This is a genomic window from Rhodobacterales bacterium HKCCA1288, assembly GCA_015693905.1.
GTDB lineage: Bacteria > Pseudomonadota > Alphaproteobacteria > Rhodobacterales > Rhodobacteraceae > M30B80.
Genome location: CP065161.1, coordinates 566,334 through 590,624, shown reverse-complemented (window position 1 = coordinate 590,624; position 24,291 = coordinate 566,334). Strand labels below are relative to the sequence as shown.

The 24,291-nt window shown below is 56.6% G+C and carries 27 protein-coding genes; 11 read left to right on the top strand and 16 right to left on the bottom strand.

Annotated elements, in window-relative coordinates; translation table 11 throughout:
* Nucleotides 1-34: 34 nt before the first annotated feature.
* The 3 genes from I3V23_02930 to I3V23_02920 all read right to left on the bottom strand — a co-directional run bounded on the left by I3V23_02930 (nucleotide 35) and on the right by I3V23_02920 (nucleotide 2,370).
* Nucleotides 35-931, bottom strand: a complete 897-nt coding sequence (locus tag I3V23_02930) for a DMT family transporter (GenBank protein QPI85958.1) — start codon at nucleotides 929-931, stop codon at nucleotides 35-37.
* A gap of 87 nt (nucleotides 932-1,018) precedes the next feature.
* The gene (mazG, locus tag I3V23_02925) at nucleotides 1,019-1,831 is read right to left on the bottom strand and encodes a nucleoside triphosphate pyrophosphohydrolase (protein QPI85957.1); all 813 of its coding nucleotides are present in this window, start codon (nucleotides 1,829-1,831) and stop codon (nucleotides 1,019-1,021) included.
* Between the two features lie 11 nt (nucleotides 1,832-1,842).
* A complete protein-coding gene (locus I3V23_02920; GenBank protein QPI85956.1) occupies nucleotides 1,843-2,370 on the bottom strand; it encodes a flavin reductase family protein in 528 nt (175 codons plus the stop codon).
* 136 nt (nucleotides 2,371-2,506) lie between these two features.
* Here I3V23_02920 and speB point away from each other — a divergent pair, with 136 nt between their 5' ends.
* From speB to ccmE, 5 genes are read left to right on the top strand one after another with little or no spacing between them, the layout of a single operon-like run.
* Complete coding sequence (speB, locus tag I3V23_02915; GenBank protein ID QPI85955.1) at nucleotides 2,507-3,478, top strand: agmatinase; 972 nt, start codon at nucleotides 2,507-2,509, stop codon at nucleotides 3,476-3,478.
* A complete protein-coding gene (locus I3V23_02910) occupies nucleotides 3,475-4,413 on the top strand; it encodes a lysophospholipid acyltransferase family protein (protein ID QPI85954.1) in 939 nt (312 codons plus the stop codon). The genes speB and I3V23_02910 overlap by 4 nt, the downstream gene beginning before the upstream one ends.
* A complete protein-coding gene (locus tag I3V23_02905) occupies nucleotides 4,394-5,221 on the top strand; it encodes an aspartate/glutamate racemase family protein (protein QPI85953.1) in 828 nt (275 codons plus the stop codon). The genes I3V23_02910 and I3V23_02905 overlap by 20 nt, the downstream gene beginning before the upstream one ends.
* 10 nt (nucleotides 5,222-5,231) lie before the next feature.
* The gene (locus I3V23_02900; protein ID QPI85952.1) at nucleotides 5,232-6,260 is read left to right on the top strand and encodes an N-acetyl-gamma-glutamyl-phosphate reductase; all 1,029 of its coding nucleotides are present in this window, start codon (nucleotides 5,232-5,234) and stop codon (nucleotides 6,258-6,260) included.
* A 39-nt stretch (nucleotides 6,261-6,299) separates the two neighbouring features.
* A complete protein-coding gene (gene ccmE, locus I3V23_02895; GenBank protein ID QPI85951.1) occupies nucleotides 6,300-6,743 on the top strand; it encodes a cytochrome c maturation protein CcmE in 444 nt (147 codons plus the stop codon).
* A gap of 382 nt (nucleotides 6,744-7,125) precedes the next feature.
* Here ccmE and I3V23_02890 read toward each other — a convergent pair whose 3' ends face one another.
* The 4 genes from I3V23_02890 to guaA all read right to left on the bottom strand — a co-directional run bounded on the left by I3V23_02890 (nucleotide 7,126) and on the right by guaA (nucleotide 11,213).
* Nucleotides 7,126-8,463: an APC family permease gene (locus tag I3V23_02890; GenBank protein ID QPI85950.1), complete on the bottom strand. Its 1,338-nt coding sequence runs from the start codon at nucleotides 8,461-8,463 to the stop codon at nucleotides 7,126-7,128.
* Entirely contained in the window at nucleotides 8,460-9,185 is a 726-nt protein-coding gene (locus I3V23_02885) for a ferric reductase-like transmembrane domain-containing protein (GenBank protein QPI85949.1), read from the bottom strand. Before I3V23_02885 ends, I3V23_02890 begins: the two co-directional genes overlap by 4 nt.
* Entirely contained in the window at nucleotides 9,179-9,454 is a 276-nt protein-coding gene (locus I3V23_02880; protein ID QPI85948.1) for a hypothetical protein, read from the bottom strand. Before I3V23_02880 ends, I3V23_02885 begins: the two co-directional genes overlap by 7 nt.
* Nucleotides 9,455-9,644: 190 nt before the next feature.
* A complete protein-coding gene (gene guaA, locus I3V23_02875; protein QPI86659.1) occupies nucleotides 9,645-11,213 on the bottom strand; it encodes a glutamine-hydrolyzing GMP synthase in 1,569 nt (522 codons plus the stop codon).
* 188 nt (nucleotides 11,214-11,401) lie between these two features.
* Between guaA and I3V23_02870 the strand changes: the two genes are divergently transcribed.
* A complete protein-coding gene (locus I3V23_02870) occupies nucleotides 11,402-12,949 on the top strand; it encodes a trimethylamine methyltransferase family protein (protein ID QPI85947.1) in 1,548 nt (515 codons plus the stop codon).
* Here the strand turns inward: I3V23_02870 and I3V23_02865 are convergent.
* Nucleotides 12,904-13,254 (bottom strand): hypothetical protein, encoded by a 351-nt coding sequence (locus tag I3V23_02865; protein QPI85946.1) that lies wholly within the window; start codon nucleotides 13,252-13,254, stop codon nucleotides 12,904-12,906. The two genes, I3V23_02870 and I3V23_02865, sit on opposite strands and share 46 nt — an antisense overlap.
* Before the next feature lie 245 nt (nucleotides 13,255-13,499).
* Here I3V23_02865 and I3V23_02860 point away from each other — a divergent pair, with 245 nt between their 5' ends.
* Together I3V23_02860 and lipA are read left to right on the top strand one after the other, a co-directional pair.
* Nucleotides 13,500-14,606, top strand: coding sequence for a helix-turn-helix domain-containing protein (locus I3V23_02860; GenBank protein QPI86658.1), 1,107 nt, complete (start codon nucleotides 13,500-13,502; stop codon nucleotides 14,604-14,606).
* A gap of 76 nt (nucleotides 14,607-14,682) precedes the next feature.
* On the top strand, nucleotides 14,683-15,633 hold the full coding sequence (gene lipA / locus I3V23_02855) for a lipoyl synthase (protein QPI85945.1): 951 nt from the start codon (nucleotides 14,683-14,685) through the stop codon (nucleotides 15,631-15,633).
* Here the strand turns inward: lipA and I3V23_02850 are convergent.
* From I3V23_02850 to hpt, 4 genes are all read right to left on the bottom strand, one after another.
* On the bottom strand, nucleotides 15,630-16,517 hold the full coding sequence (locus tag I3V23_02850; protein QPI85944.1) for a c-type cytochrome: 888 nt from the start codon (nucleotides 16,515-16,517) through the stop codon (nucleotides 15,630-15,632). The genes lipA and I3V23_02850 overlap by 4 nt on opposite strands.
* A gap of 21 nt (nucleotides 16,518-16,538) precedes the next feature.
* Nucleotides 16,539-17,006 carry a cytochrome c gene (locus I3V23_02845; GenBank protein ID QPI85943.1) on the bottom strand — a complete coding sequence of 156 codons (468 nt, stop codon included), beginning with the start codon at nucleotides 17,004-17,006 and terminating at the stop codon, nucleotides 16,539-16,541.
* A gap of 185 nt (nucleotides 17,007-17,191) precedes the next feature.
* The gene (locus I3V23_02840; protein ID QPI85942.1) at nucleotides 17,192-17,353 is read right to left on the bottom strand and encodes a hypothetical protein; all 162 of its coding nucleotides are present in this window, start codon (nucleotides 17,351-17,353) and stop codon (nucleotides 17,192-17,194) included.
* Between the two features lie 65 nt (nucleotides 17,354-17,418).
* Nucleotides 17,419-17,955 (bottom strand): hypoxanthine phosphoribosyltransferase, encoded by a 537-nt coding sequence (gene hpt, locus I3V23_02835; protein ID QPI85941.1) that lies wholly within the window; start codon nucleotides 17,953-17,955, stop codon nucleotides 17,419-17,421.
* A 78-nt stretch (nucleotides 17,956-18,033) separates the two neighbouring features.
* Here hpt and I3V23_02830 point away from each other — a divergent pair, with 78 nt between their 5' ends.
* Nucleotides 18,034-18,486, top strand: coding sequence for a type II toxin-antitoxin system RatA family toxin (locus tag I3V23_02830; protein ID QPI85940.1), 453 nt, complete (start codon nucleotides 18,034-18,036; stop codon nucleotides 18,484-18,486).
* Nucleotides 18,487-18,534: 48 nt separating this feature from the next.
* Here the strand turns inward: I3V23_02830 and I3V23_02825 are convergent, their stop codons facing one another.
* From I3V23_02825 to I3V23_02810, 4 genes are all read right to left on the bottom strand, one after another.
* On the bottom strand, nucleotides 18,535-19,716 hold the full coding sequence (locus tag I3V23_02825; protein ID QPI85939.1) for an ammonium transporter: 1,182 nt from the start codon (nucleotides 19,714-19,716) through the stop codon (nucleotides 18,535-18,537).
* Nucleotides 19,717-19,865: 149 nt separating this feature from the next.
* Nucleotides 19,866-20,345: a CinA family protein gene (locus I3V23_02820; GenBank protein ID QPI85938.1), complete on the bottom strand. Its 480-nt coding sequence runs from the start codon at nucleotides 20,343-20,345 to the stop codon at nucleotides 19,866-19,868.
* Nucleotides 20,333-20,821, bottom strand: coding sequence for a phosphatidylglycerophosphatase A (locus tag I3V23_02815; GenBank protein ID QPI85937.1), 489 nt, complete (start codon nucleotides 20,819-20,821; stop codon nucleotides 20,333-20,335). Before I3V23_02815 ends, I3V23_02820 begins: the two co-directional genes overlap by 13 nt.
* The gene (locus I3V23_02810; GenBank protein ID QPI85936.1) at nucleotides 20,818-22,017 is read right to left on the bottom strand and encodes a bifunctional 2-C-methyl-D-erythritol 4-phosphate cytidylyltransferase/2-C-methyl-D-erythritol 2,4-cyclodiphosphate synthase; all 1,200 of its coding nucleotides are present in this window, start codon (nucleotides 22,015-22,017) and stop codon (nucleotides 20,818-20,820) included. The genes I3V23_02815 and I3V23_02810 overlap by 4 nt, the downstream gene beginning before the upstream one ends.
* A 192-nt stretch (nucleotides 22,018-22,209) precedes the next feature.
* On the opposite strand from I3V23_02810, the gene dusB reads away from it, so the two are divergent.
* Complete coding sequence (dusB, locus tag I3V23_02805) at nucleotides 22,210-23,214, top strand: tRNA dihydrouridine synthase DusB (GenBank protein ID QPI85935.1); 1,005 nt, start codon at nucleotides 22,210-22,212, stop codon at nucleotides 23,212-23,214.
* Complete coding sequence (locus I3V23_02800) at nucleotides 23,211-24,278, top strand: PAS domain-containing protein (protein QPI85934.1); 1,068 nt, start codon at nucleotides 23,211-23,213, stop codon at nucleotides 24,276-24,278. Before dusB ends, I3V23_02800 begins: the two co-directional genes overlap by 4 nt.
* The last annotated feature ends 13 nt before the right edge of the window (nucleotides 24,279-24,291 follow it).

Sequence of the window (24,291 nt, the reverse complement as noted above, 5' to 3'; positions counted from 1 at the left end):
CTTGTATATATAAAAAATGCCTAAAAAGTTACATTTAGCTGATGGCGGAATTGCGGCGTTCTAGCCGCGCGGCGCCTGTAATATTGAGGTAATTCGCCCCGAAAATAAGGGCTGCCCCCAAAAGAACCATGGCGTCAAGGGGTTCGGCATAGAGCATGACCCCAATCAGGGCAATCACAGGCAGGCGCACAAAATCCAGTGGCATCACCACCGAGGCGGGCGCGACACTGAGGGCGGATGTCAGGCAAAAATGCGCCACGAGCCCCGCAAAGCCGATCAAAACAATCCACGCCACATTGTCCCCTGTCGGCAAGGCCATATCCCCATCGGCAAGGCTGCACACCAGTCCAAAGACCAGTTGCATGATGGTGAGGTAAAACATGATGCAGGTGATGGTTTGGCTCTGCGTCAGGCGCTTGGTGAAAATCGCGGTGCTGGCAAAACAAAGCGCCGCCGCTGCGGCAATGATCATTCCCGCAGAGGGGGGCGCCACCCAAGGGCGCACGACAAGGAGGATGCCGATGAACCCCACAACCGCGACAAATAGCTTGAGCCGCGTCAAATGCTCGCCCAAAAACAGGGCAGCCAAAAGCATGACCCAAAGCGGCGAGGTGAATTCAAGCGCGAAGACCTGCGCAAGTGGGATCACAGTGATCGCGTAAAACCACAGATTTTGCCCCGCAAAATGAAAGATATTGCGCCCCATATGCATCGGCAGCTTGTCGCGTTTGACCTCACTCCATTTGCCAAAGACAGTGGCAAGGATCGCAACCACCACAACCCCCACAGCCGAGCGATAGGTCATGATCTCGAATGTGTCCAATTCAAAGGAGACAGCGCGCCCTGCGATGGCCATTAGGGTAAAGGCGACAATTGCCCCTGTCATCCAGAGCGCCGCCAATGCGGGGCGCTGTTGGTTTGCTTGGCTCATCAGTGCACGCTTTCCTAGGTTAGGCGCCCCAAAATCGCGCCAAGGCAGGAAGGTAGCCAAAATCACAGGCTTGGCAAGATGGCGGCGTTACAGCCCCTTGGTCTTGGCCTCTTGCCACAGGGCTTCCATCTCTTCGAGGTTGGACTGATCTGCGCTGCGACCAACAGCCCGAAGTTCGTTTTCTATATAATTGAAACGGCGGGTGAATTTTTCATTCGCTTTGCGCAAGGCCGTTTCAGGGTCTACCTTGAGATGGCGCGCCAGATTGGCCATCACAAACAGCAAATCCCCCATTTCTTCTGCAATTTTCTCTTGGGGGAGGGTCGCGCGCGCCTCGGCCAATTCAGCGGATTCTTCGGCGATTTTATCGATCACCTGATCTATCTGTGGCCAATCAAACCCCACGCGTGCTGCCCGTTTTTGTAGTTTTTCCGCCCGCATCAAGGCGGGCAAGCCGAGTGCAACATCGGCCAAAACCCCCGTTTTCGCACGGGCGGCGCGCTCGCGGGCCTTGATCTTTTCCCAATCTTCGACCTGTTGGTCTGCGGATTTGTCGCGATTTTCTGCACCAAACACATGTGGGTGGCGCGCGACCATCTTGTCGGAAATGTCGTGCAGAACATCGTCAAAGGTGAAATATCCCGCTTCTTCCGCCATTTGCGCATGATAGACCGATTGCAGAACCAGATCCCCCAATTCGCCGCGCAATTCGCCCCATGAACGGCGCGAAATTGCATCGGCCACCTCATAGGCCTCCTCAATCGTGTAGGGGGCAATACTGTCGAAATCTTGCTCGATATCCCAAGGGCAGCCCGCCTCTGGGTCGCGCAAGGCGCGCATGATCTCTAGAAGGCGGGCCATAGAACCGCCGCCATTTTCAATCAGATCACGATCATACATGGCGCATCCCTTTATTTGGTTTCCGGCGCAAGGGCGCGAAAGCGGCGTTTGTGGTAAATCAGCGGCTCGGTCTGATCGGAGAGGGTCACGGCGCGCACCACGCCGAAAATCACATGATGCGTCCCGATGGTGTCTGATTTTAATATGCTGCAATCAAAGGCGGCCAAAGCATCTGAGAAAACAGGCGCACCCGTGGCAAGCGGGGCATAGGCCACCCCGTCAAAGCGCGCAGCCCCTGTGAGGCCATGCCGGCCTGCAAAAATTTCTGCTATCTTATCAGATCCTTGGCCGAGGATATTGATGCAAAATACGCCATTTTCCAGAATGACGGGCAGCGATGTCGAATTGGCATGAACGCAAATCAACATGGTTGGGCCATCGGCTTGGGTGTCTGGGTCTGCAGAAACAGAACTCATGGCTGAGACGGTCAAGCCGCCCAAACCTGCAACACCATCGGTGCTGACCACGCAGACGGAATTCGCGCAAAGGCTCATCGCGTCAATAAAATCTTGGCGCAATTTATCGGTCTGCTCGGTCATCTGCCCATCCTTTTTGATCTTTGGGGTAGATCTAGTCGAATTTCACCCTTGAGGCCAGTCGCCGTGGCGGGTTTGGCTTGAGTTTTTCCCAAAGCTGGAACAGAACGGATCAAGGACAGTAAGGGAGAGGCGCAAAATGGCGCTGGAAGATGCCAAAAGCCAAATTGATCTGGCCATTACGGCGGGATCGTTCAAAGGGCTTGCGTTTGAGAATGCGTTTTCTGGGGTGCCTTCTTTTTTGCGCCGCAAACTGTCTAAAGACCTATCGGGGGTGGACCTGGCTATTACAGGCATTCCCTTTGATCAGGCGGTGACGCATCGCGCAGGCACCCGATTTGGCCCGCGCGCCATCCGCGCCGCCTCAAGTTTGCAACCTTTTGATCCGCCCTTTGGGTGGGATGGTTTCTCGCCGCTTGAGGAATTTGCGATCGCCGATTACGGCGATATGGCACTGGATTATGCGCAACCCGCGCAGACGCCCGCCGCAATTGAGGCGCATATCGCAGGCATTTTGGCGCAAGGGGCGAATGTGATTAGCTTGGGCGGAGATCATTCGATCACCCTGCCGATTTTGCGCGCCCATGTGGCCAAATTCGGGCCCGTGGCGCTGCTGCAATTTGATGCCCATACCGACACATGGCCTGATGATGCGCCTGCGCGGGTGGATCATGGAACCTTCTGCTACAAGGCGGTGAAGGAAGGTTTGATTGATGTTCAGCGGTCAATCCATGTGGGTATCCGCACAGTGGTGGACGACAATCTTGGCATCGAGATCATCAGTGCCCAAGATGTGGCGCGGCGCGGTGTGGCGGATGTGATTTCAGCAATTCGCACGCGGCTTGGTGATGCGCCTGTCTATCTTTCCTTTGATATTGATGCGCTTGATCCGGCCCATGCCCCTGGAACAGGCACGCCCGTCTGGGGGGGCTTGAGCAGCCGTGAGGTGGCCCTGATCCTGCGCGGATTGGCGGGGATTAACCTAATCGGCGGCGATGTGGTTGAGGTGTCCCCCCCCTATGACACGGGCGAGATCACGGCGGTGGCTGCCGCCCATGTTGCGCTAGAGCTGATCTGCCTTTGGGGTTGGCCGAAGCGGGGGCATGGATGACAGAACATCCCCGCAAATTAAAGCGCTATCAGGTGGCGCGTGATATCACCTATGCGACCTCGGCGCAGACCCGAATGGGGCGTGCGGTGATACGTCTGTTGGAAAACACGACAGGGCGCCTGTCCTTGATCCGCCGTGCCGAAGGCTATGAGGATCAAGTGGCGGCAGGTCATGATTTTTGGCAGGTGATGTGCGATCGCTACGGCCTGAAGATCAATTATCACGGGGCAGGGCTAGAGGGCATTCCCGAGGCGGGGCCACTGATTTTGATTGCGAACCATCCGTTTGGTATTTTGGATGGGTTGATTATGGGGCATATCTTATCGCAGCGCCGTGGCGGGGATTTTCGCATTCTCGCGCATCAAATTTTCCGCAAGGCCCCCGATCTTGAGCGGATCATTTTGCCCGTCTCCTTCGATGAAACCAAAGAGGCGGTTGCGCAAAACATCACCACACGTAAGGCCGCGTTTTCCTATCTCGATCAAGGGGGCGCGATTGGCATTTTTCCTGGCGGCACAGTTTCGACTGCGGCCAAGCCCTTTGGCGTTCCGATGGATCCAGATTGGCGAGTCTTTACCGCGCGCATGGTCGCGCGTTCAGGGGCAACCGTGATCCCGATTTTCTTTGAAGGGCAGAATTCGCGTCTTTTCCAGATCATGAGCCATATCCATGTCACCTTGCGCATGGGGTTGCTGATCCGTGAATTTCGCAAACGGATGAAAGTGCCGCTTGACGTGACCGTGGGCAGGCCAATTTCGCGGCAAGATATGGCAGCTCATCTGGACAATCCGCCCGCATTGATGGATTTTCTACGCAGCGAAACCTATCGCTTGAGCCAAACGCCGATTGACCCCCGCCTGCGCGGGTTTGAATTTGATCAAAAGCGTCTCGCCAAGCGGCATGAAAGGCAGGAAGATGGCGGTCGGCATATTTGACTCAGGCCTTGGCGGGCTGACAGTGTTGGATGCGGTCACGCGGCGATTGCCCGATTTGCCATTGGTATATTTCGGCGATAACGCGCACACGCCCTATGGAGTGCGGGATGCAGAAGATATCTACCACCTGACCACGCGCGGGGTGCAATGCCTGTTTGATCAAGGCTGTGATCTGGTGATTTTAGCCTGTAACACCGCCTCTGCTGCCGCGTTGCGGCGCATGCAGGAGGGGTGGGTTCCGAAAGACAAGCGCGTCCTTGGCGTGTTTGTGCCCCTGATTGAGGCGCTGACCGAGCGGCAGTGGGGGGATAACTCGCCCCCCCGCGAAGTTGCGGTAAAACATGTGGCGCTTTTTGCTACGCCTGCAACTGTCTCAAGCCGCGCGTTTCAACGTGAATTGGCCTTTCGCGCCATTGGCGTTGATGTCGAAGCACAGCCCTGCGGCGGCTTGGTGGATGCGATTGAGATGGGCGATATGATCTTGGCCGAGGCGATGGTGCGTAGCCATGTTGAGGCGCTTTTGCGCCGTATGCCGCGCCCCGAGGCGGCCATTTTGGGCTGCACCCACTACCCGCTGGTTGAAGAGCATTTCCGCAGTGCCCTTGGCCCTGATGTGGCCGTATACAGCCAGCCCAATCTGGTTGCCGAAAGTCTGGCCGATTATCTGACCCGCCGCCCTGAAATGGTCGGTGCGGGGGCCGTGACGAAGTTTTTGACAACAGGCGACCCGCAAAAAGTATCGAATAAGGCCACACAGTTTTTGCGCCGCAAGATTGCCTTTGAACAGGCAGAGCTTCCTGATGCATGAAAGAGATGGAATGACAAAGAATATCGCGATCCTAGGGGCCTCTGGATATACGGGCGCGGAATTGGTGCGGCTGATCCATGGGCATGGGGGCATGCGCATCCTGGCCCTGTCAGGCGAGCGCAAGGCGGGTATGGCGATGGGGGATGTGTTTCCCTTTTTGCGCCACTTAGATTTGCCCGTTCTTCAGAAAATCGAAGACATTGATTTCACGAATATTGATCTGGCCTTTTGCGCGCTGCCCCATGCGACCTCGCAGGCGGTGATCAAAGACCTGCCGCGCGATTTGAAAATTGTGGATCTCTCCGCGGATTTTCGTCTGCGCGATCCTGTGGCCTATGAAAAATGGTATGGCCAACCCCATGCCGCCCCAGAATTGCAGGCCGAAGCGATCTATGGCCTGACCGAATTTTACCGCGATGAAATATCAGCGGCGCGCCTTGTCGCAGGCACAGGCTGCAACGCGGCCACGGGGCAATATGCCTTGCGGCCTTTGATTTCGGCAGGGCTGATTGATCTTGATGAGATCATCATCAACATGGTGGTTGGCGTGTCGGGGGCAGGGCGTAGCCTAAAAGAAAACCTGCTTCATGCCGAACTTTCCGAAGGCACAAACCCCTATGGGGTGGGCGGCACACATCGCCATTTGGGGGAATTTGATCAAGAATTTTCGGCCCTCGCAGGGCGCAAGGTTGAGGTGCAATTCACCCCCCATCTCGCCCCGTTTAACCGCGGGATCTTGGCTACGGTCTATGTCAAGGGCGAGGCTGAGGCGATTTACGACACATTGGCCGAAACTTATGCATCCGAGCCTTTTGTGCATGTGCTACCCTTTGGCGCAGCCCCGTCAACGCATGATGTGCGTGGCTCGAACCATGCCTATATAGGGGTGGCAAAAGATCGGCGCGCGGGCCGCGCGATTGTTTTTGCCGCGCTTGATAACCTGTGCAAAGGGTCATCGGGTCAAGCGATGCAAAACGCCAATCTGATGCTTGGGTTTGACGAAAAGCAAGGGTTAGAAAACCTCGCGCTTTTCCCATGATCCCGCGTGACGGCGTGATGGAATGATAGGTGTAAGACGATGCAAAAATTGAAAAAAAGACGCCGTATTCAAATTGTGATGCTGGCTGTGTTTTTCCTTGGGGGCATGGCCGTGCTGGTTGGGTATGGGTTTCGTGATGGCATCAATTTCTTCATGCCGCCCGCCGAGGTGGCCGAAAACCCGCCCGCAGCGAATAAAACCTTCCGCATTGGCGGTTTAGTCGAGGAGGGGACCTTGCGCCGCGGCCAAGGGGCGACCATCACCTTCAACGTCACCGATGGCGCGGCATCCATCCCTGTGTCTTACACGGGTGTTTTGCCAGATCTGTTTGGCGAGGGCGAAGGCATGGTTGGCACAGGCCGCCTAATTGATGGCGTGTTTGAAGCAACCGAAATCCTCGCCCGCCATGACGAGACCTATATGCCCGAAGAGGTGATTGACGCTCTGAAGGAACAAGGTGTGTATCAAGCGCCCGAGAGTTAAGGCTCGCGCCTCACTCCATCTCGCAGGCGCGCTGCCATCGGTTCTATTGCATCGACAATCCAGTCGATTTCGCTGGCCGGAAGGCGATGATGGCCAGTCGCGTCACTGATCTCCCGCGCGCTCAATACGCGTACCAAGGCAGGCGAAAGCACCATCAGGACGCAAGCCCGTGTCGCCCGCCAGATGAGTTTATCGTCCGGCCCGCCTCGACGGTAAACTGTCATAACCAACCAGCTGATCCGGAGAACGAGCGCGGCCGCAAACAGAGAAACGGACCAAACCGGCCATAGGTAAGGTGTTTCAGTAACCCAGGCGACAAACCATCCCAAAGCCCCTCCAACTACAAGGCCGAAAAAGAGGCTGTTTGTCCTGCGCCAGATCATTACATTGCGCCGTGAGGCCCTCCGTCCTGTTCTTCGAACCATGCATCGAGAAAATATCGCTCGTAGAGAAACACCGCGACGATGCCGATGAAGGCATAGACGACAATCATCGGGTCGGATTGCAGCTTGAGCCCGGTGAAGGCGACGAGGACCAGCCCGTCAAGCGCAAGGGCGGTGAGGATCACCCAACCGCGCGCGTTGATTTCATTGCGCAGGCGGCTCCAGACACCCCAGTGCACGGCCATGTCCATAACCAGGTAAAAGAACGCGCCCAGCGAGGCGATGCGCGACAGGTCGAACAACACCGCGAGAACGCCTGCAATGACGACGGTATAGACCAGCATATGCGACCGAATGGAACCGGACATGCCGAAGTGGCTGTGCGGAATCATCTCCATATCGGTCAACATCGTCAGCATCCTCGATACCGCAAAGACGCTGGCCACCAGCCCCGATGCCGTGGCGATCATGGCCAGAGCAACAGTGAGATAAAAGCCAACCCGCCCCAGCACCGGCTCGGCCGCTTCCGCCAACGCATAGTCGCGGGCAGAGGCGATCTGTTCTGGCGACAGGCTGGACCCCACCGCCAACGCGACCAAAAGATAGGTGACGGTGCAGATCAGGATCGAGATCAGGATCGTGCGACCAACATTGCGGTGCGGGTCGGTGATCTCTCCGCCCGAGTTGGTGATGGTGGTAAACCCCTTGAAGGCCAGAATCGACAAGGCTACGGAGCCCACAAACCCTAGGGCGGCAAAATTTGGCGGCTCTGACGGTGTGTCTTGTAATCCGCCACCGGCCCAAAGCGCCGCAACTGCGAAAAGCAGGATGCCACCGATCTTCAGTGCGGACATCACGACCGACAGCAGCCCAACAGAGCGGTTACCCGACGCATTGACAAGGTAGGCGAACAAGATGAGGGCGACCGCAATGATGGGAACCAGAGGTCCGCCCTCGATGTCGAAGGGCCTGAGTGCATAGGTTGCAAAGGTTCGCGCCACGAGGCTTTCGTTAATCACCATCGACAGCGCCATGAGAAGCGACGCAGCGGCAGCCACGGCACCCGGGCCATAAGCCTTTGTCAGGATCATCGCGATCCCACCCGAGGAAGGCCAGCGGTTGGACATGGCAATATAGGTATACGCGCTGAAAGCCGTCACTACGGCACCCGCGACAAAGGACAACGGGAACCACGGCCCCGCGAGGCCTGCGATCTGACCGGTCAGCGCAAAGATACCGGCCCCGATCATCACCCCGGTGCCCATTGCCACGGCGCTTGTCAGGCTGATCGATCCTTCGCCGCTGTCGCGTGTTGCCTTGTGGCTGTGATCGGTCATCGGCGATGCACCCCGTTTCGACCTTTATCTTCCACAAGACCACCAGACCGCGCGCGCTGGCGCTGCCACGTGCCAAGCATGGCTAAGAACTGTAGCAACATGACAGTCAGAACCAGTGCCACAAAGGGCCACTGTGCCCAATTCGGATCCGGTGTCCGACGATGGTAATCGAGGAAATGGACGAACAGGAAGTAGGCGGTGTGGAGAACAGCAAGCCACCATAAAACGTATGCGCCTTGCTGCAAGAACTTCCAGACGTTTTGCCCAAGCAGGCGCTGGCTGAAGTCATTGGACGTCAAGGCAAGCACCAAACCGTAGGCCAGTGCCATGATGCCCACCGCGTTCGCTATCGCGAACCCGTGCCGAAGCATCACATATTGTTGAAGGCCTGGATGGAATTCGAAGCCAAATAGCCGCCAAAGGTCCAGCTCCACCCAACCGATCAAAATGATAATCGTGTGGATCAACGCAGCGACAACCGCATAGATGCCGAATTCACGTCTATAAGGCAGAAGTTTGCGCACCCACTTCCAACGGGTCAGGCGTGACAGTGGGCCCAGACCCATGGCCAAAGAAACCAGGATCAGCGACGCATCGCCGAAAGCCCTGTTATAACGATGCATTTCAGACCATTCGGACCTTGATGCCAGAAAGGCGTATGTGATGCCGGCTGCGATCAGAATGACGACCGCATGGCGTTTGATCGTTGGGAACCTCACCATTTCAAACCTCCCTGGGTGGAGAAGATTGCCGCTTCGAATGCCGATTTCGGCGAAAGCCCGTCGAGCGGACGGATCGCCAGGTCCAGCCGCTCTTCAGTTTCGCCAAAGAGGCCGCCATTCTTACCGGCATTGCCAGAGACGACGACGATTGCTTCTGCTTCGGGGAGTTCTGTTTTGGGCTCGTACATTGCGACGTAAAGCCCGGTTCCGATCAGGGCGCACCATACCGACAGGACGGCGATCGCAAAGATCCATCTAATAAGTTTCATAATACCACCTAACTGATTCCACACAAAGAACTGCCGCAAAGGCGATTCAGGCGGAGTTTACCCTTCGGGCCAGATTGTCCCAAGTCTTCGGGCATTTAATGAGAAAAACTTACTCAAATAATTATGAAAATGGCAAACAATTCCGTGCTGTGCGTCGAATTGTTTCCGTCTGAAAAGGTGAGCTTTGTGCTTATTCCCACTCAATCGTTCCGGGCGGTTTTGAGGTGATGTCATAGGTCACGCGGTTGATGCCCTTGACCTCATTGATGATGCGCGTTGCGGTTTCGCCCAAGAAATCATGGCTAAAGGGGTAGTAATCCGCTGTCATCCCATCAACTGATGTCACAGCCCGCAGGGCGCAGGCGTAGTCATAGGTGCGGCCATCGCCCATGACACCCACGGTGCGCACGGGCAAGATCGCGACAAAGGCCTGCCAAATCTCGTCATAAAGCCCATGCTTGCGGATTTGGTCGATATAAACCGCATCGGCCTTGCGCAGGATTTCTAGCTTTTCGCGCGTGATCTCACCGGGGCAACGGATCGCAAGACCGGGCCCAGGGAAGGGGTGGCGGCCGATGAAATGCGCGGGCAGACCCAGTTCACGCCCCAAGGCGCGCACCTCGTCCTTGAACAATTCGCGCAAGGGTTCGACCAGTTTCAGACCCATCTTTTCGGGCAGGCCGCCCACATTATGATGGCTTTTGATCGTGACGCTTGGCCCGCCAGAAAAGCTGACGCTTTCAATGACATCGGGGTAAAGCGTGCCCTGCGCCAAAAAGGCGGCACCTTCGATGCCATCGGCATATTTCTGGAACACATCGATGAACAATTTGCCGATGGTTTTGCGCTTTACTTCGGGATCGCTGACCCCTTCGAGCGCACCAAGGAACAAATCCTGTTCTTGCGCGTGGATCACGGACAGGTTCATGTGATCGCGGAACATCGTGACCACTTCCTCAGCCTCGCTCATGCGCAGCAGGCCATGATCGACAAAGACGCAAGTGAGCTGATCGCCAATGGCCTCATGGATGAGCGCCGCCGCAACCGAACTATCAACCCCGCCTGAGAGGCCGCAAATCACCTTAGCATCGCCAACTTGTTCGCGAATGGCGGCGACCGCTTGGTCACGATAGCCCGCCATCGTCCAATCGCCGCGAAAACCTGCGATGGAGAGAAAATTCTTATAGAGCTGCGCGCCATTGGGGGTGTGATGCACCTCGGGGTGGAATTGCACCGCGTAAAAACGGCGGTTCACATCGGCGGTGATCGCAAAAGGCGCGCCTGGGGAAGTGCCAAGCACTTCGAACCCATCGGCAATTTTGCTGACATGATCGCCGTGGCTCATCCAAACCTGTTCGCGGCCATCCTCCGCGCTGAACCATCCATCCACAAAATCTGATTGGGAGGTGGTTTTTGTCACATAGGCGCGTCCAAATTCGGCGGTGGCGTGTTCGCCTGCCTCAACCGTGCCACCGAGATCCTGCATCATCACCTGCTGACCATAGCAGATGCCCATGATCGGCACGCCCAGATCATACACGGCGCGCGGCGGGCGCGGGGATCCTTCGCGCATCACCGAATCTGGCCCGCCAGAGAAAATCACCGCCTTGGGGTCGAATTCCGCCAAAAACGCGGCATCGACATTTTGATAGGGATGAATTTCGCAATATACATTTTGCTCGCGCAGGCGGCGAGCAATCAGTTGCGTCACTTGGCTGCCGAAATCAATGATCAGAAGCCGCTCATGGGATTGGGCAATGGGTTCTATCGTCATATGCTTCGCATAGGCGAGGCTTTGAGCGCGCGCAAGAGCGCGAATGTCGCTTTCCCCTCGCAAATGGCGCAAATCGCCATCGCCCCCAATGTTTCGCAAGATAAAAGCGGCAACACACCTGCCCCGCAATTTTTGCGGGATTGAAATTTATGTCACTTCGAGAGGGCAAAACCATGAGCGAAGCAGCAGCAGATCGACGTCGGGGCAGAGGGGGTGGCGGAGCCGCCCGCCGTGCGGAGCGCAGCGCACCCAAACTTGAAGCGGCGAAATATATCGAACGCAAAATCCCCAATCTCGAAATCCTCTCGGATGAGGCGCTGGAGATCATCGAGGCGAACGCGGAAACTGTTCTCGAAGAGATCGGTGTCAATTTCGTGGAAAATCCCGAGGCGCTGAAGCGGTGGAAAGATGTCGGGGCCGATGTAAACGGCGAGCGTGTGCGTTTTCCCAAAGGACTGCTTCGCAGCCTGATTAAAACCGCGCCGTCCTCGTTTATCCAACACGCCCGTAACCCAGAGCGCAGTGTTGAGATCGGCGGCAAATCTTTGGTGCTTGCGCCTGTTTACGGCCCTCCCTTCGTTTGGGACAGTGTCGGTGGCCGCCGTTATGCGACTATGGCTGATTTTCAGAAATTCGTGAAATTGGGCTATATGTCGAAATGGTTGCACCATTCGGGTGGCACAGTGTGCGAACCTACGGATATTCCCGTCAACAAGCGCCATTTTGATATGCTGTACGCGCATATGAGCCTGAGCGATAAGCCCTTTATGGGGTCGGTGACCGAACCATCGCGGGCGCAAGACTCAGTTGATATGTGCAAAATCCTGTTCGGCGAAGATTTCGCGACCAATAACACGGTCATGACATCGCTGATCAATATCAATTCCCCGCTGACTTTCGATGCAACCATGATGGGCGCATTGGAGGTTTATGCCGCGAATAATCAGGCTTGCATCGTCTCGCCCTTTATCGTGGGGGGCGCAATGGCGCCTGTTTCGGTTATGGGCACGCTGACCCAAGTGTTGGCCGAGGTGATGGTGGCTGTCGCTTATAGCCAAATGATCCGCAAAGGCGCGCCTGTGATATTCGGGGCCTTTGTGACATCGATTGATATGAATTCAGGCGCACCCACATTTGGCACGCCAGAAGCTGCGCAAATCACATATGGTGCAGGCCAATTGGCGCGGCGTTTGAACTTGCCTTACCGCTCGGCGGGGTCGTTTAACGGCTCGAAATTGCCCGATGCGCAGGCAGCCTATGAGACGTCAAATTCGCTGAATATGGGTTTGCTGTCAGGCGTGAATTTCATGCTGCATTCTTGCGGCTGGCTTGAGGGTGGCTTGGCCGCAAGCCCTGAGAAATTCGTGCTTGATGCGGATCAGCTTGGCGTGTTGCACCATCTGGCGGCGGGTGTGCCGATTGACGAGAATGCCCAAGCGATGGATGCGTTGCGCGAAGTTGGCCCTGGCGGGCATTTCTTGGGTTGTGCGCATACACAGGCGAATTTTAAAACCGCCTTCTGGAAAACCAATGTGCTTGATTATAAGCCCTATGAAACATGGGTGGATGAGGGCAGCCGTGACAGCGTGGCCTTGGCGGCTGCGCGGGTGGACAAAATGCTGTCTGAATATGTCCAGCCCGCGCTAGACCCTGCGGTTGACGAGGCCCTCAAGGCCTATATCGCGCAACGCAAATCTGAGATGCCAGACGCCTTTATTTGAGCTTCTAGGTCACACGATCTTTCGCCGCCCCATGCCACAAGCTTGGGGCGGTTTTCTTTTGCGGCAGTCGCATCTGTGCTTTTGCGCTCAGCCAGTTGGATCAGCGCAGCAAGGGTCGTGATATGTTGCGTGGGCGAGTAATGGGCGGCCCCGCTTAAGCGCGCAGTATTGAGAGCTTCTTCGCGTGCCAAAAGATCTTGGCTTGATTGGCGCAAGGGTTTTTGACCTGCGGCGGCAAAGCGCGCCGCACGCACAAGAGAAGGCGGGCGGCGCATATCTTGAAGGGTTGTCATCAAATCAGCCATGGGGAGGGGTCTTTCTCTGATAAAGATTTACCCCCCAAGAATGCACTCGCATATCAAAGGCTTGCAGAATTCCGCGCACAGCGCGCGCGCGGCCCGTTTTTCTTTACGAAATTTAAAGAGTTTTCCCCATATTCGCAAAAATTAACCCTTCAGTAACCCTTTGCGGGAAATCTTAAGCAACTTGACCGCTATGGTTGTTTGATCTGGGGGCTCCATCCATGACTGATGATGATCTGACCTATCAGATTGATCTTCCCGACCCAGATCGGCTGACGGGGTTTTCTGACCCTGTGCAGCACTACATTTGCCACGTTCATTACGGGCTGACCTTCACCAAAATCGCCGCGGCCTATCACAGCCATCCCAGCACGATACTGCGCCATGTGCGCCAAATCGAAGATGCCCGTGATGATCCGCTTTTAGATCAGGCTTTGGCCGATCTCGATGATCCTCTCCCTCCCAAGGATGTTCTCCCTATGCCCTCAATTCCGAATGCTCATGCGCCAAAGCAGGCGCAAAAATACCCCCCTAATAGCGATGGCGAGGCGCGGCGTATCTTGCGCCGTCTTTGCGAGAAAGACGCGGTTTTGGTTGTGGCTCAAGATATGGATCGCGCGGTTGTTTTGCGCCCGAACCTTGAAGGGGGTCAAACCCGCACGGCGGTGATGGATCGCAGCCACGCACAATCTTTTGTGCTGAAGGATTGGATATGCGCCACCCGCAAAGGGCGGGTGGCCTCCTATCGGATTACGCCAACGGGGCGTTTGGCCCTAAAGCGCCTGATCGAGGAAGACCGCCGCCGCCGCAAATCGGATGGGGATATGGGGCAGGGGCCAAATGTCTTTGCTGCGCAGCATGGTGACTATGCCCTCAAGCGCGAAAATTTTGCCAATGGCAGCCATGCACAGATGCGCGTTAACCTTAACGAGTCGCCCCTGTCAGGCTTGGCGCGGCGCAAGGGTGCAGATGGCAAGCCGTTTCTCAGCGCGCCTTTGGTGCAGGCTGCTGAACGCCTGCGCGAAGATTTTGAGCGCGCCCAATTGGGGCCGCGCGTGGCGCAAAATTGGGATCGGTTTTTGACCTCAGCAGATCGCGGCGTGTTTGGCGATGGTGGGATCGGCGAAGGGCCTGCCGCCGCGCGCAAACGTGTCTTGGATGCAATGGATCATTTAGGGCCGGGTCTGTCCGATGTTGTGATGCGGGTCTGCTGTTTCCTTGAGGGGATGGAATCGGCCGAGCGCCGCTTGGGATGGTCGGCGCGGTCAGGAAAGGTTGTTCTGAAAATTGGGCTGCAACGCCTTTTGGAATTTTATCAAACGCATCACGGCTTGGTGCCCGCCATGATCGAGTGAGGCAAAGTGATCTGCGGGGTTACAATCGTGTGGCAAAGGGATTAAATTACCCCCGCAACGTCACGGAGCCAGACCCATGCGCGACCTTAAATTGCCCGAGCAGCGTCACCCAGAAAAGGCGCATCGTCCCGATCAGGCACAGCCGAAAAAACCCTCTTGGATAAGGGTGAAGGCCCCTGTTGGGGAAGGCTATAAGGCCACGCATAAAATCATGCGCGAGCATAAATTGACCACCGTTTGCGAGGAGGCGGGTTGCCCCAATGTCGGCGAATGTTGGAGCCAAGGTCACGCCACGATGATGATTATGGGCGAGGTTTGCACCCGTGCCTGCACCTTTTGTAATATCGCAACCGGTAAACCGCCCGAGGCCTTGGATGTCTTCGAACCGGGCCGCGTGGCCGATGCGGTCAAGAAACTTGGCCTGAACCACGTTGTCATCACTTCGGTGGATCGCGATGACATTGAGGATGGTGGGGCAGAACATTTTGCCCAGACCATTCGCGCTATTCGCCGCCAATCCCCTGACACAACCATCGAGATTCTAACCCCCGATTTTTTGAAATGCGACCCAAGTGTTTTGGAAATCGTGGTGCGTGCAAAGCCCGATGTGTTCAATCATAACCTCGAAACTGTGCCAGGTCTTTACCCTGAGGTGCGCCCCGGTGCGCGCTATTTCCATAGCCTGCGCCTGCTGCAGCGGGTCAAGGAGATGGATCCGACCATGTTCACCAAATCTGGTATCATGGTTGGCCTTGGGGAAGACCGCCAAGCGGTGTTGCAGGTTATGGATGACATGCGGGCCGCCGATATCGACTTTTTGACCATTGGCCAATATTTGCAGCCAACCCCAAAACATCACGCGGTGGATCGTTTTGTGACGCCAGAGGAATTCAAGGCCTATGAAAAGGCGGCGTTTGGCAAAGGGTTCTTGATGGTTTCGGCCACGCCTTTGACGCGCTCTAGCTATCATGCAGGGGATGATTTTGCCCGCCTCAAAGCGGCGCGTTTGGCAAAATTAGGCGCTTAAGGCAATTCTTTGAGATATTGCGCAATTGCGGCCCGATCATCGGGCTGCAGCATGGCCATGTTTCGGATCACATCGACCATATGGCCGCCTGCGCTGTCAAAGCTTGGGGTGAAGCCATCATTAAGATAGGCCGCGATCTCATCCTTCGACCAGGTTAATGCGTCTGGGGTGAGGGGGGGGATGCGCCCCTGTCCCGAAGGGTTTGGTGCCCCTCTCAACCACGCGCCATGATCCACTGCGCCAAGCGCGCCGCGGGATGTGTGGCATTCACCGCAATGCGCGAGGGCCTCAACCAGATAACGACCCCGCAGGGCTTCGTCACTCAAGGGGGCCGTGACCGCATATCCCCGCTCAAGGTAGAGGGCCTGCCAGAAGAATAGGGCGGGGCGGATGTTGAAGGGAAAGGTCAGATCATGGTCGCGCGACAGACTTGGGTCGGCAGGCAGGCTTTGCAGATAGCCATATAGATCAGCCATATCTTGAGGGTCAGCCAAACGATAAGCTGTGTAAGGAAAGGCAGGATAAAGGGGCAAACCATTCGGTCCGCGGCCATGTTGCATGGCGTGTAAGAACTGCGGCATTGTCCAATCGCCTATGCCTGCAGTCGCGTCAGGGCTGATATTTGGCGCGTAAAATGTGCCAAATTCCGTTTCAAAGGCGCGCCCACCTGCCAAGATCAACCTCGCCTCACCCTCGGCCCCGTTTGCTGCGTGGCATGAGGCACATCCCCCCGCCCAAAACACCCGCGCGCCATTCTCTAAATTGGGGTCAGCGAGGGCCGCCATTGTGCTTGCCGTGATTGGGTTGCGCGGAAAGACCGCCCATATCAAAAGAAACCCGCCAAAAGCGGCCAAACTGGCGCTGATGATCAGTTTCTTCCACATGGGCGGCCCGTATCCTGTGTCTTATTGGGGCTGGCGATAGGCATCGTGGCAGGCGCCGCAGCTGCCCCCCACAGGGCCAAGCGCCGCTTGCATCGCCTCAAGGCCGTTGCCCGCTGCGGCCTGCAACCCTGTCGCGGCTGTGCCAAAGGCCGCCCATTTTGCAAGAAAATCGTCCTGATTTTCCCAAATGGCGGGCAAGGCGCGATTGGTCGTTGCGGCCATCATGTCGCTGCCTTCGGGCCAGTTAAAGGCTTGGTTCAATTGCGAAATTGCCGCCAGATTATCTGCCGCAATTTGTGCCTGTGCAGCGTCATATTCCACTGTGCCGCGCGCCATACCGCCCAAGACCCCAATATTCAGCGCCATAATCTTGAACTGCCCCTGACGCGCACCAATCGCCCCTTCATTGGCAAAAGCAGGCAGGCCCGCCATAGCAAGAGCAGCAGCCAGTAAGATGGATTTGGTCGTGAAACTTGCAGAAAACGTCATGTGAAACCCTCCGTTTCATGCGGGATTGTTAATCGGTCGTCCCAAATGACCCGTCCAGCATCAGGTCACCACCAGCAGTATCGCGACATTCAAGCACGAATGGCACGAACTTTATATGCTAATTTTGCACAAGACCTGTGCCATAGCGCGCTAAGGTCACAAGATTGTGAGAGACATGACCGGCCCTAACGCGGGGGTAAGGTTAGGGCATCGGGCCAAAATCCCAAACGCTCGGCAATAAAGATTGCAAATACAATCGCGAAAATCACCAATAGGCGCTTCACCTGCTGCGCCGATGGCGGGTTGCGCGCCCATTTGGCCGCCCGCATCAACCATATTGGCCCCATCTTCCACCCCCAAAACCGATTTAGCCCCTGTCATATGGGGGTAGATCGCCTTGGCTGCAATTAACTTAGGTGAACCGCACGGCGCCGATATAGGGCAAATTACGATTTCGTTGCGCGTAATCAATGCCATAGCCCACAACAAAATGATCGGGAATTTCGAACCCCGTCCATGTGGCGCTGATGTCCACCTCGCGGCGCACGGGTTTATCCAAAAGCGCGATTGTTTCTAATCGTTTCGGATCGCGCGATTTTAACAGCGACAGAACATGGCTCAAGGTAAACCCTGTATCCACGATATCCTCGACAACCAACACATCGCGCCCCCCGATTTCGCCGCGCAAATCCTTGAGAATCCGCACTTCCCGCGAGGAGGTCATTTCATTCCCGTAGGAAGACGCCTCTAAGAAATCGACTTCAACAGGCAAGTTCAATTCGCGCAACAGATCCGCGATAAACATGAATGATCCGCGCAAAAGCCCCACAACCACCAGTTTATCGGTATCCTCAAATCGCGCTTCAATCTCGCGTGCCAATTCCTCGATCCGCGCGGCAATGGCCTTGGCCGAGATTAAAACGTCAATTTCATAGGGGCGATCTGTCATTTTCTTGCGCTCATTACCTTGAATTCCGCCGCCATATCTAAGACATCACAAGGTGCAAAGAAAGATGAAAGGCTGTCTATGCCCTCCCATTCCGAGACGCGCACGCTGCCCTATCGCGCCCATGAGATCTATGATCTTGTGGCGGATGTGGCGCGCTATCCTGAATTCATCCCTTGGGCCGTGGCCGCACGCGTGCGCAGTGTCACAGATCAGGGCGACCATCGCGAAATGTTGGCGGACTTAATCGTCGGTTTTAAGATGTTTCGCGAAAAATTTGGCAGCCGCGTGCGCCTGTTCGATGCAGAAATGCGGATTGAAACCGCCTATATTGATGGGCCTTTTCACCATATGATATCCAATTGGCGCATGCGTGATTTGCCCGAGGGCGGGTGCGAGGTCAGCTTTGATGTGGATTTCGAATTCAAAAACCGCCTGCTGCAAGGGGCGGCAGGCATGTTTTTCCATGAGGCGATGACGCGGATTGTGCGCGCCTTTGAGGCCCGCGCAGAGGCGTTATATGGGAAAAAATAAAAAGCGGGCCTGACAGCCCGCTTTCATGTCGTCAGGTAAATCTTTGATTTAGCTGCTCATATCATAGGCGCGTTCGCCATGGACGCTGAGATCAAGGCCATTTACTTCGGTCTCCGCATCCACGCGCAGCGGCGTGATCATGCCAACGAGTTTTACAAGGGCCACGGTCAAGACGATGGTGTAAGCGCCAACCACCGCCAAGGCGCCAAGCTGCGCCACCCATGCACCCTGTCCAAAGACGGCGATCATGATGGTGCCGAAAATCCCGCCCACACCATGCACAGCGAAGACATCCAATGTGTCGTCAATCTTGACCTTGTTGCGGATCAAATTCACCGCCTCTTGGCAAAGAATGCCCGCAATCGTCCCGATGATCAGCGCCGCCACAGGCCCGACAAAGCCAGAGGCAGGGGTGATAGAGGCCAAACCTGCAATCGTGCCTGTGACGACACCCACAAGCGAGGTTTTGCCGTATTTCACGCGCTCCCACAGGCCCCAGCTAAGCGAGGCTGCTGCGGCAGAAATATGCGTGACCGTCAGCGCCATTGCCGCGCCGCCATCCGCCGCAAGCTGACTGCCGCCGTTAAAGCCGAACCAACCCACCCACAGCATCGCGGCCCCGATCATCACAAAGCCCGGATTGTGGGGGGGCGTGGTTTGATTTTTCCGTGCGCCCAAGAAAACTGCGATCACCAAGGCCGCAAGGCCTGCGGTTTCATGCACGACAATCCCGCCCGCGAAATCGCGCACGCCTGTCTCGCCAAAGATGCCACCATCCGACATCATACCGCCGCCCCAGATCCAATGCACGACAGGCGCATAAACGATCAGCATCCAAAGCGCAGAAAACAAAAGCACAAAGCCAAACCCAACCCGTTCCACATAGGCGCCCACAATCAAGGCGGGCGTGATAATGGCAAAGGTCATTTGGAACGCGAAAAACAGGATTTCCGGCAGGCTGCCAGACAGGCTATCTGCGGTAACCCCGTTGAGAAATGCCTTGTCCAACCCGCCCCAAAATCCTGAGGTGCCAGACCCAAAGGCGATGGAGTAGCCAAAAGCGAGCCATAAAATCGACATCAAACAGGCGATTGCGTAGCAATGCATAAACACGCTGAGCACGTTGCGCGCACGCACCAACCCTCCATAGAAAAGCGCCAAGCCTGGCAAGGTCATGAACAAAACCAACGCTGTGGCGACTATGATCCACGCTGTATCGGCAGCATTCATTGCATCGTCCCTTCTTTTGTCATTTGCCCGCCTCAAAGCGGGATTCATCTGACGAAAAAAGAGGCAAGCTGTGAAATGGGCGCTGAAATCTTGGTCAATCTTCAAATTGGCGCGAAATTAATGCGCAAATTACACGCTATGCTTAAATTTTAATCGCTTTGCGAAATGGCGTCGTGCAGCAGGCGCAAGGCGTAATCGCGCGCGGCGATGCGCACATTCGCGCGTCCAAGCGCACCAAAATCAACTTGCTCGACCGCCACGCCCGCAGGGCTTGCAAGGCCAAAGCAAACGCGGCCCTCAGGTTTATGTGCGCTACCCCCAGGCCCTGCGATGCCGGTAATCGACACGGCCATCTCAACCCCCGCACGGGTTTTCGCGCCGAGGGCCATTTCACGCGCAACCTCGTTTGAAACCGCGCCAAACGCGGCAAGCGTCTCAGGCGAGACACCGAGAAGGTCAATTTTGGCCTGATTGGAATAGGTGACAAAGCCGCGCTCAAACACGGCGCTTGATCCCGCAATATCGGTCAGCGCGGCACTGACCATGCCGCCCGTGCAGCTTTCGGCAGTCGCGATGCGCAGCCCCTTGTCGCGGGCCGTCTGGATGATATCCGCGCTTAAATCAGCCATAGATGCGCGATCGCGGCCAGAATTGCGACCACAAGCGCGGCAAGCCAGCCTGCAATCACATCATCCATCATCACCCAAACCCCGCCGCGCTTGGCATCTGCCCAAGCCACGGGGGCGGGTTTCCAAATGTCGAAAAGGCGAAACGCGACAAAGGCCGTTAGAATGCCCGGCCATAGCGCCAAGATAGAGACATCAGCGAAGATAGCCCCATAAGAGACGGGCCAGAGCGCGATCCATTGTCCTGCGACCTCGTCAATCACAAATTCCGAAGGGTCATCTTCCGCGCCACTGCGGATTTCGGTTTCAATCGCCCATGATCCAAGGGCAAAGACGGCGATTGTCGCCATAGCAAGCAGCCAAAACCCGCCCAATTCATGCAAGGCCCATGCAAGCGGCAGCGCGGCCAAGCTGCCCCATGTGCCAGGGGCAGGGCGCAGGCGACCCACGCCAAAAACAGTTGCAATCCAATATGTCATGGTTTCACCAATGTGACTGTGGCCATCGCGGCGATCCCTTCTTTGCGGCCTGTAAAGCCCAGTTTTTCGGTTGTTGTGGCTTTGACCGATACGCGATCTAGGTCGATGCTCAGCAATTCTGCCAAACGCGCACGCATCGCGGCTGAGACGGGCCCGATCTTTGGGGCCTCGCACATGAAGGTCAGATCAACATTACTGATCCCATAGCCACGCGATGCTGCCAGTTTGACCGCATCAATGAGGAAAATGTCGCTTGGCGCGCCTTTCCATTGCGGGTCGGATGGCGGGAAATGGGTGCCAATATCCCCTTCGGCCAAGGCCCCGTAAATCGCATCTGTTACCGTGTGCAACCCAACATCCGCGTCCGAATGCCCTTTGAGCGCGCGATCATGCGGAATTTTAACCCCGCAGAGGATGACGTGATCCCCCGCGCAAAAGGCATGAACATCAAAGCCATTACCAATCCGAATATCCATTGCGCCGCTTGCCCCTATGACATGGCCCGCGCGGATAAAATCCGCCGCTGTGGTCAGTTTAAAATTTTGTTCATCCCCCGCAACCACCTTAATTTTCACGCCATGCGCTAGGGCAATTGCGACATCATCTGCGGCGTCTTCGCTTGCGGCGGCATAGGCTTGTGAAATGGTGGGATAATGAAAGGCTTGTGGCGTTTGTGCGCGAAACAATCCGTCTCGAGATTGAATTTGTGAAACGTGGCCTTCGCCCGCGCGCCACAGGGCATCGGTCATGGGCAGGGCAGGTGCGGCAGCAAAACAGCCGGGTTCGCGCAGCGCGGCAATCACATCTTGCACGATGCGGGCCGCCACAAAGGGGCGCGCGGCATCATGGATCAAAACATGGGCGGTTTTATCCCTCACGGCGGCCAAACCCGCCTGCACCGAGGCGCTGCGCGTGGCCCCGCCAGGGGCAAGTGTAACTCGCGCGGCATCCGCCCCAAGCGCCTCACGGGCGAGCGCCTCATCATCGGGGTGAATAACCACGATGGTTTGCGCGAAATCAGCAGCATCCCAGAGCGCCTGAACGGCGCGGCGTAAAACGGGGACGCCCCCCAAACTGCGATATTGTTTGGGCAAACCGCCGCCTGCGCGCGTGCCCCGCCCCGCGGCCACAACCAGCGCCACGAGCGGTGCAGCCGTCAAAGAGTGTGCGGTGTGGGATGGGCCAGATTTATCCATGGATCAGGTGATAGGGGCTAAGCCTATGACGCACAATACGGATCAACGTCCTGCACATTTTTTGGTCGTAGTGATTAAATATTGTGCATTTGTGTAAATTGCCCCAGTATAAGGTGGCGTTTCCTTTGATCTCCCGCCCCAAAGCAGATTAGGCCAAACCCAACTGCACAAAGAATAGGCAGCACAGCGCATATGCCCATCCAACTTGGCGATATCAGTCTTGACCCGCCCGTCTTTCTGGCCCCGATGGCAGGGATCACCGATTTGCCGTATCGCAAATTGGTTGCGTCTTTCGGCGCGGGGTTGGTCGTCTCAGAGATGGTTGCAAGCCAAGATATGGTCAACGCCAAGCCCGCCGCCCGCGCGAAGGCCGAGCTTGGGTTCGGCATTGCGGCCTCAGCCGTTCAATTGGCTGGCCGTGACCCCCATTGGATGGGGGAGGCCGCCCGCATGGCAGAGGCCGAAGGCGCAAGGATCATTGATATCAATATGGGCTGCCCTGCGAAAAAGGTCACATCTGGCTCAGGTGCGGGGGCCTGTGGGGCGGCTTTGCTGCGCGATTTGTCTCATGCTCGCGCCGTCCTTGAGGCGGTGACACATGCGGTTGCAGTTCCCGTCACCCTAAAGATGCGCCTTGGTTGGGATGATGCGTGCGAAAACGCACCGCAGGTCGCCCGTATGGCCCAAGATTTGGGGATTGCGATGCTAACCGTGCATGGCCGCACGCGCGCACAGTTCTATAAGGGCCATGCCAATTGGCAGGCCATTCGTGCCTTTCGTGAGGTGGTTGATATTCCGCTGATCGCCAATGGCGATATCGTGGATCCGCAAAGCGCCACGCGGGCCATGGCGCAATCGGGGGCGAATGGCGTCATGGTGGGGCGCGGTGCGCAAGGGCGGCCTTGGGTGCTGCGCGATATCGCGGCGGGCCTATCGGGCCAGACGCGCGCTGATGCCCCCAAAGGCGCGGCTCTTTTTCAGATCATCGCGCGCCATTACGAGGATATGCTGTCCTTCTACGGCAAAACACTGGGGGCAAAGGTCGCCCGCAAGCATCTGGGTTGGTATCTGGATGCGGCTGGGGTTGGGGATGCGCCACGGCGTGCCGTGCTGACCACAGATGACCCCGAGCAGGTTTTGCGCCTGCTGCGCGCGGCCCTAACCGATGAACGCGCACAAACGGGCTGCGCCGCATGAGCCCTGTAACCTCTGATATGATCTGGTCATCCTTGCCAATCCCCGTGCTGATCATTGACGGGGGCGATTTGATCCTATCGGTCAATCCTGCGGCTGAGACATTTCTGAACGCCTCAGAGCGCAGTTTGACAGGCAACCCAGTCTGGGATCGCGTCTTTGTGGATGCCCCGATGGAGGAGGCATTGGCCCGCGTGCGTCAAGGTCAATCCGCGCTTTTTGTGGGCGGTGTGGATGTTGGCACGGGATCTAAAAAACCAGTATCTTGTGACGTGCAGCTTGCCCCTGTGAGCGAGGGGGGCGATCAGGTGATGATGCTGCTTGAAAGCCGCGAATTGGCGGGGCGGCTTGATCGGGGCTTGGTCAGTAAATCCGCCGCGCGGTCAGCCATTGGTATGGCCGAGATGCTGGCCCATGAGATCAAAAACCCACTTGCAGGCATCACGGGTGCCGCGCAGTTGATATCGATGAATGCCAGCGGCGAAGACCGCGAGTTGACCGATCTCATCGTAGAGGAAACGCGGCGTATCGTAAAACTGCTTGAGCAGGTCGAAGAATTCGGAAACCTGCGCCCGCCTGAATGTAAGGCGGTAAATATCCACGATATCCTTGATCGCGCGCGCAAATCTGCGGCGGTGGGGTTTGCTGCGCATATGCGCATTTTGGATCAATATGACCCGTCTTTGCCGCCGACTTGGGTGGACTCGGATCAGATTTTGCAGGTGTTCTTGAACCTTTTGAAAAACGCCGCCGAAGCGGGCCGTGAAGGGGGCACAATCACCATTCGCAGTTTTTACGAGGCAGGCTTGCGACTGCGCAAGCGCGATGGCAGCGCCGCGTCTATGCCCCTGCAGGTCGAGATCATTGACGATGGCCCAGGCATTGCGCCCGAGCGTCAAAGCGAAATTTTTGAACCCTTCGTATCGGGGCGCGAAAATGGCACGGGGCTTGGCCTTGCCTTGGTTTCTAAAATCATTTCCGACCACGATGGCTGGATCGCGCTGGACAGCGTGCCAGGCCGAACAGTGTTTCGGATATCTTTGCCAATCGCGCCGCGCGGCGTGTGAGTAGGAGTTGAGA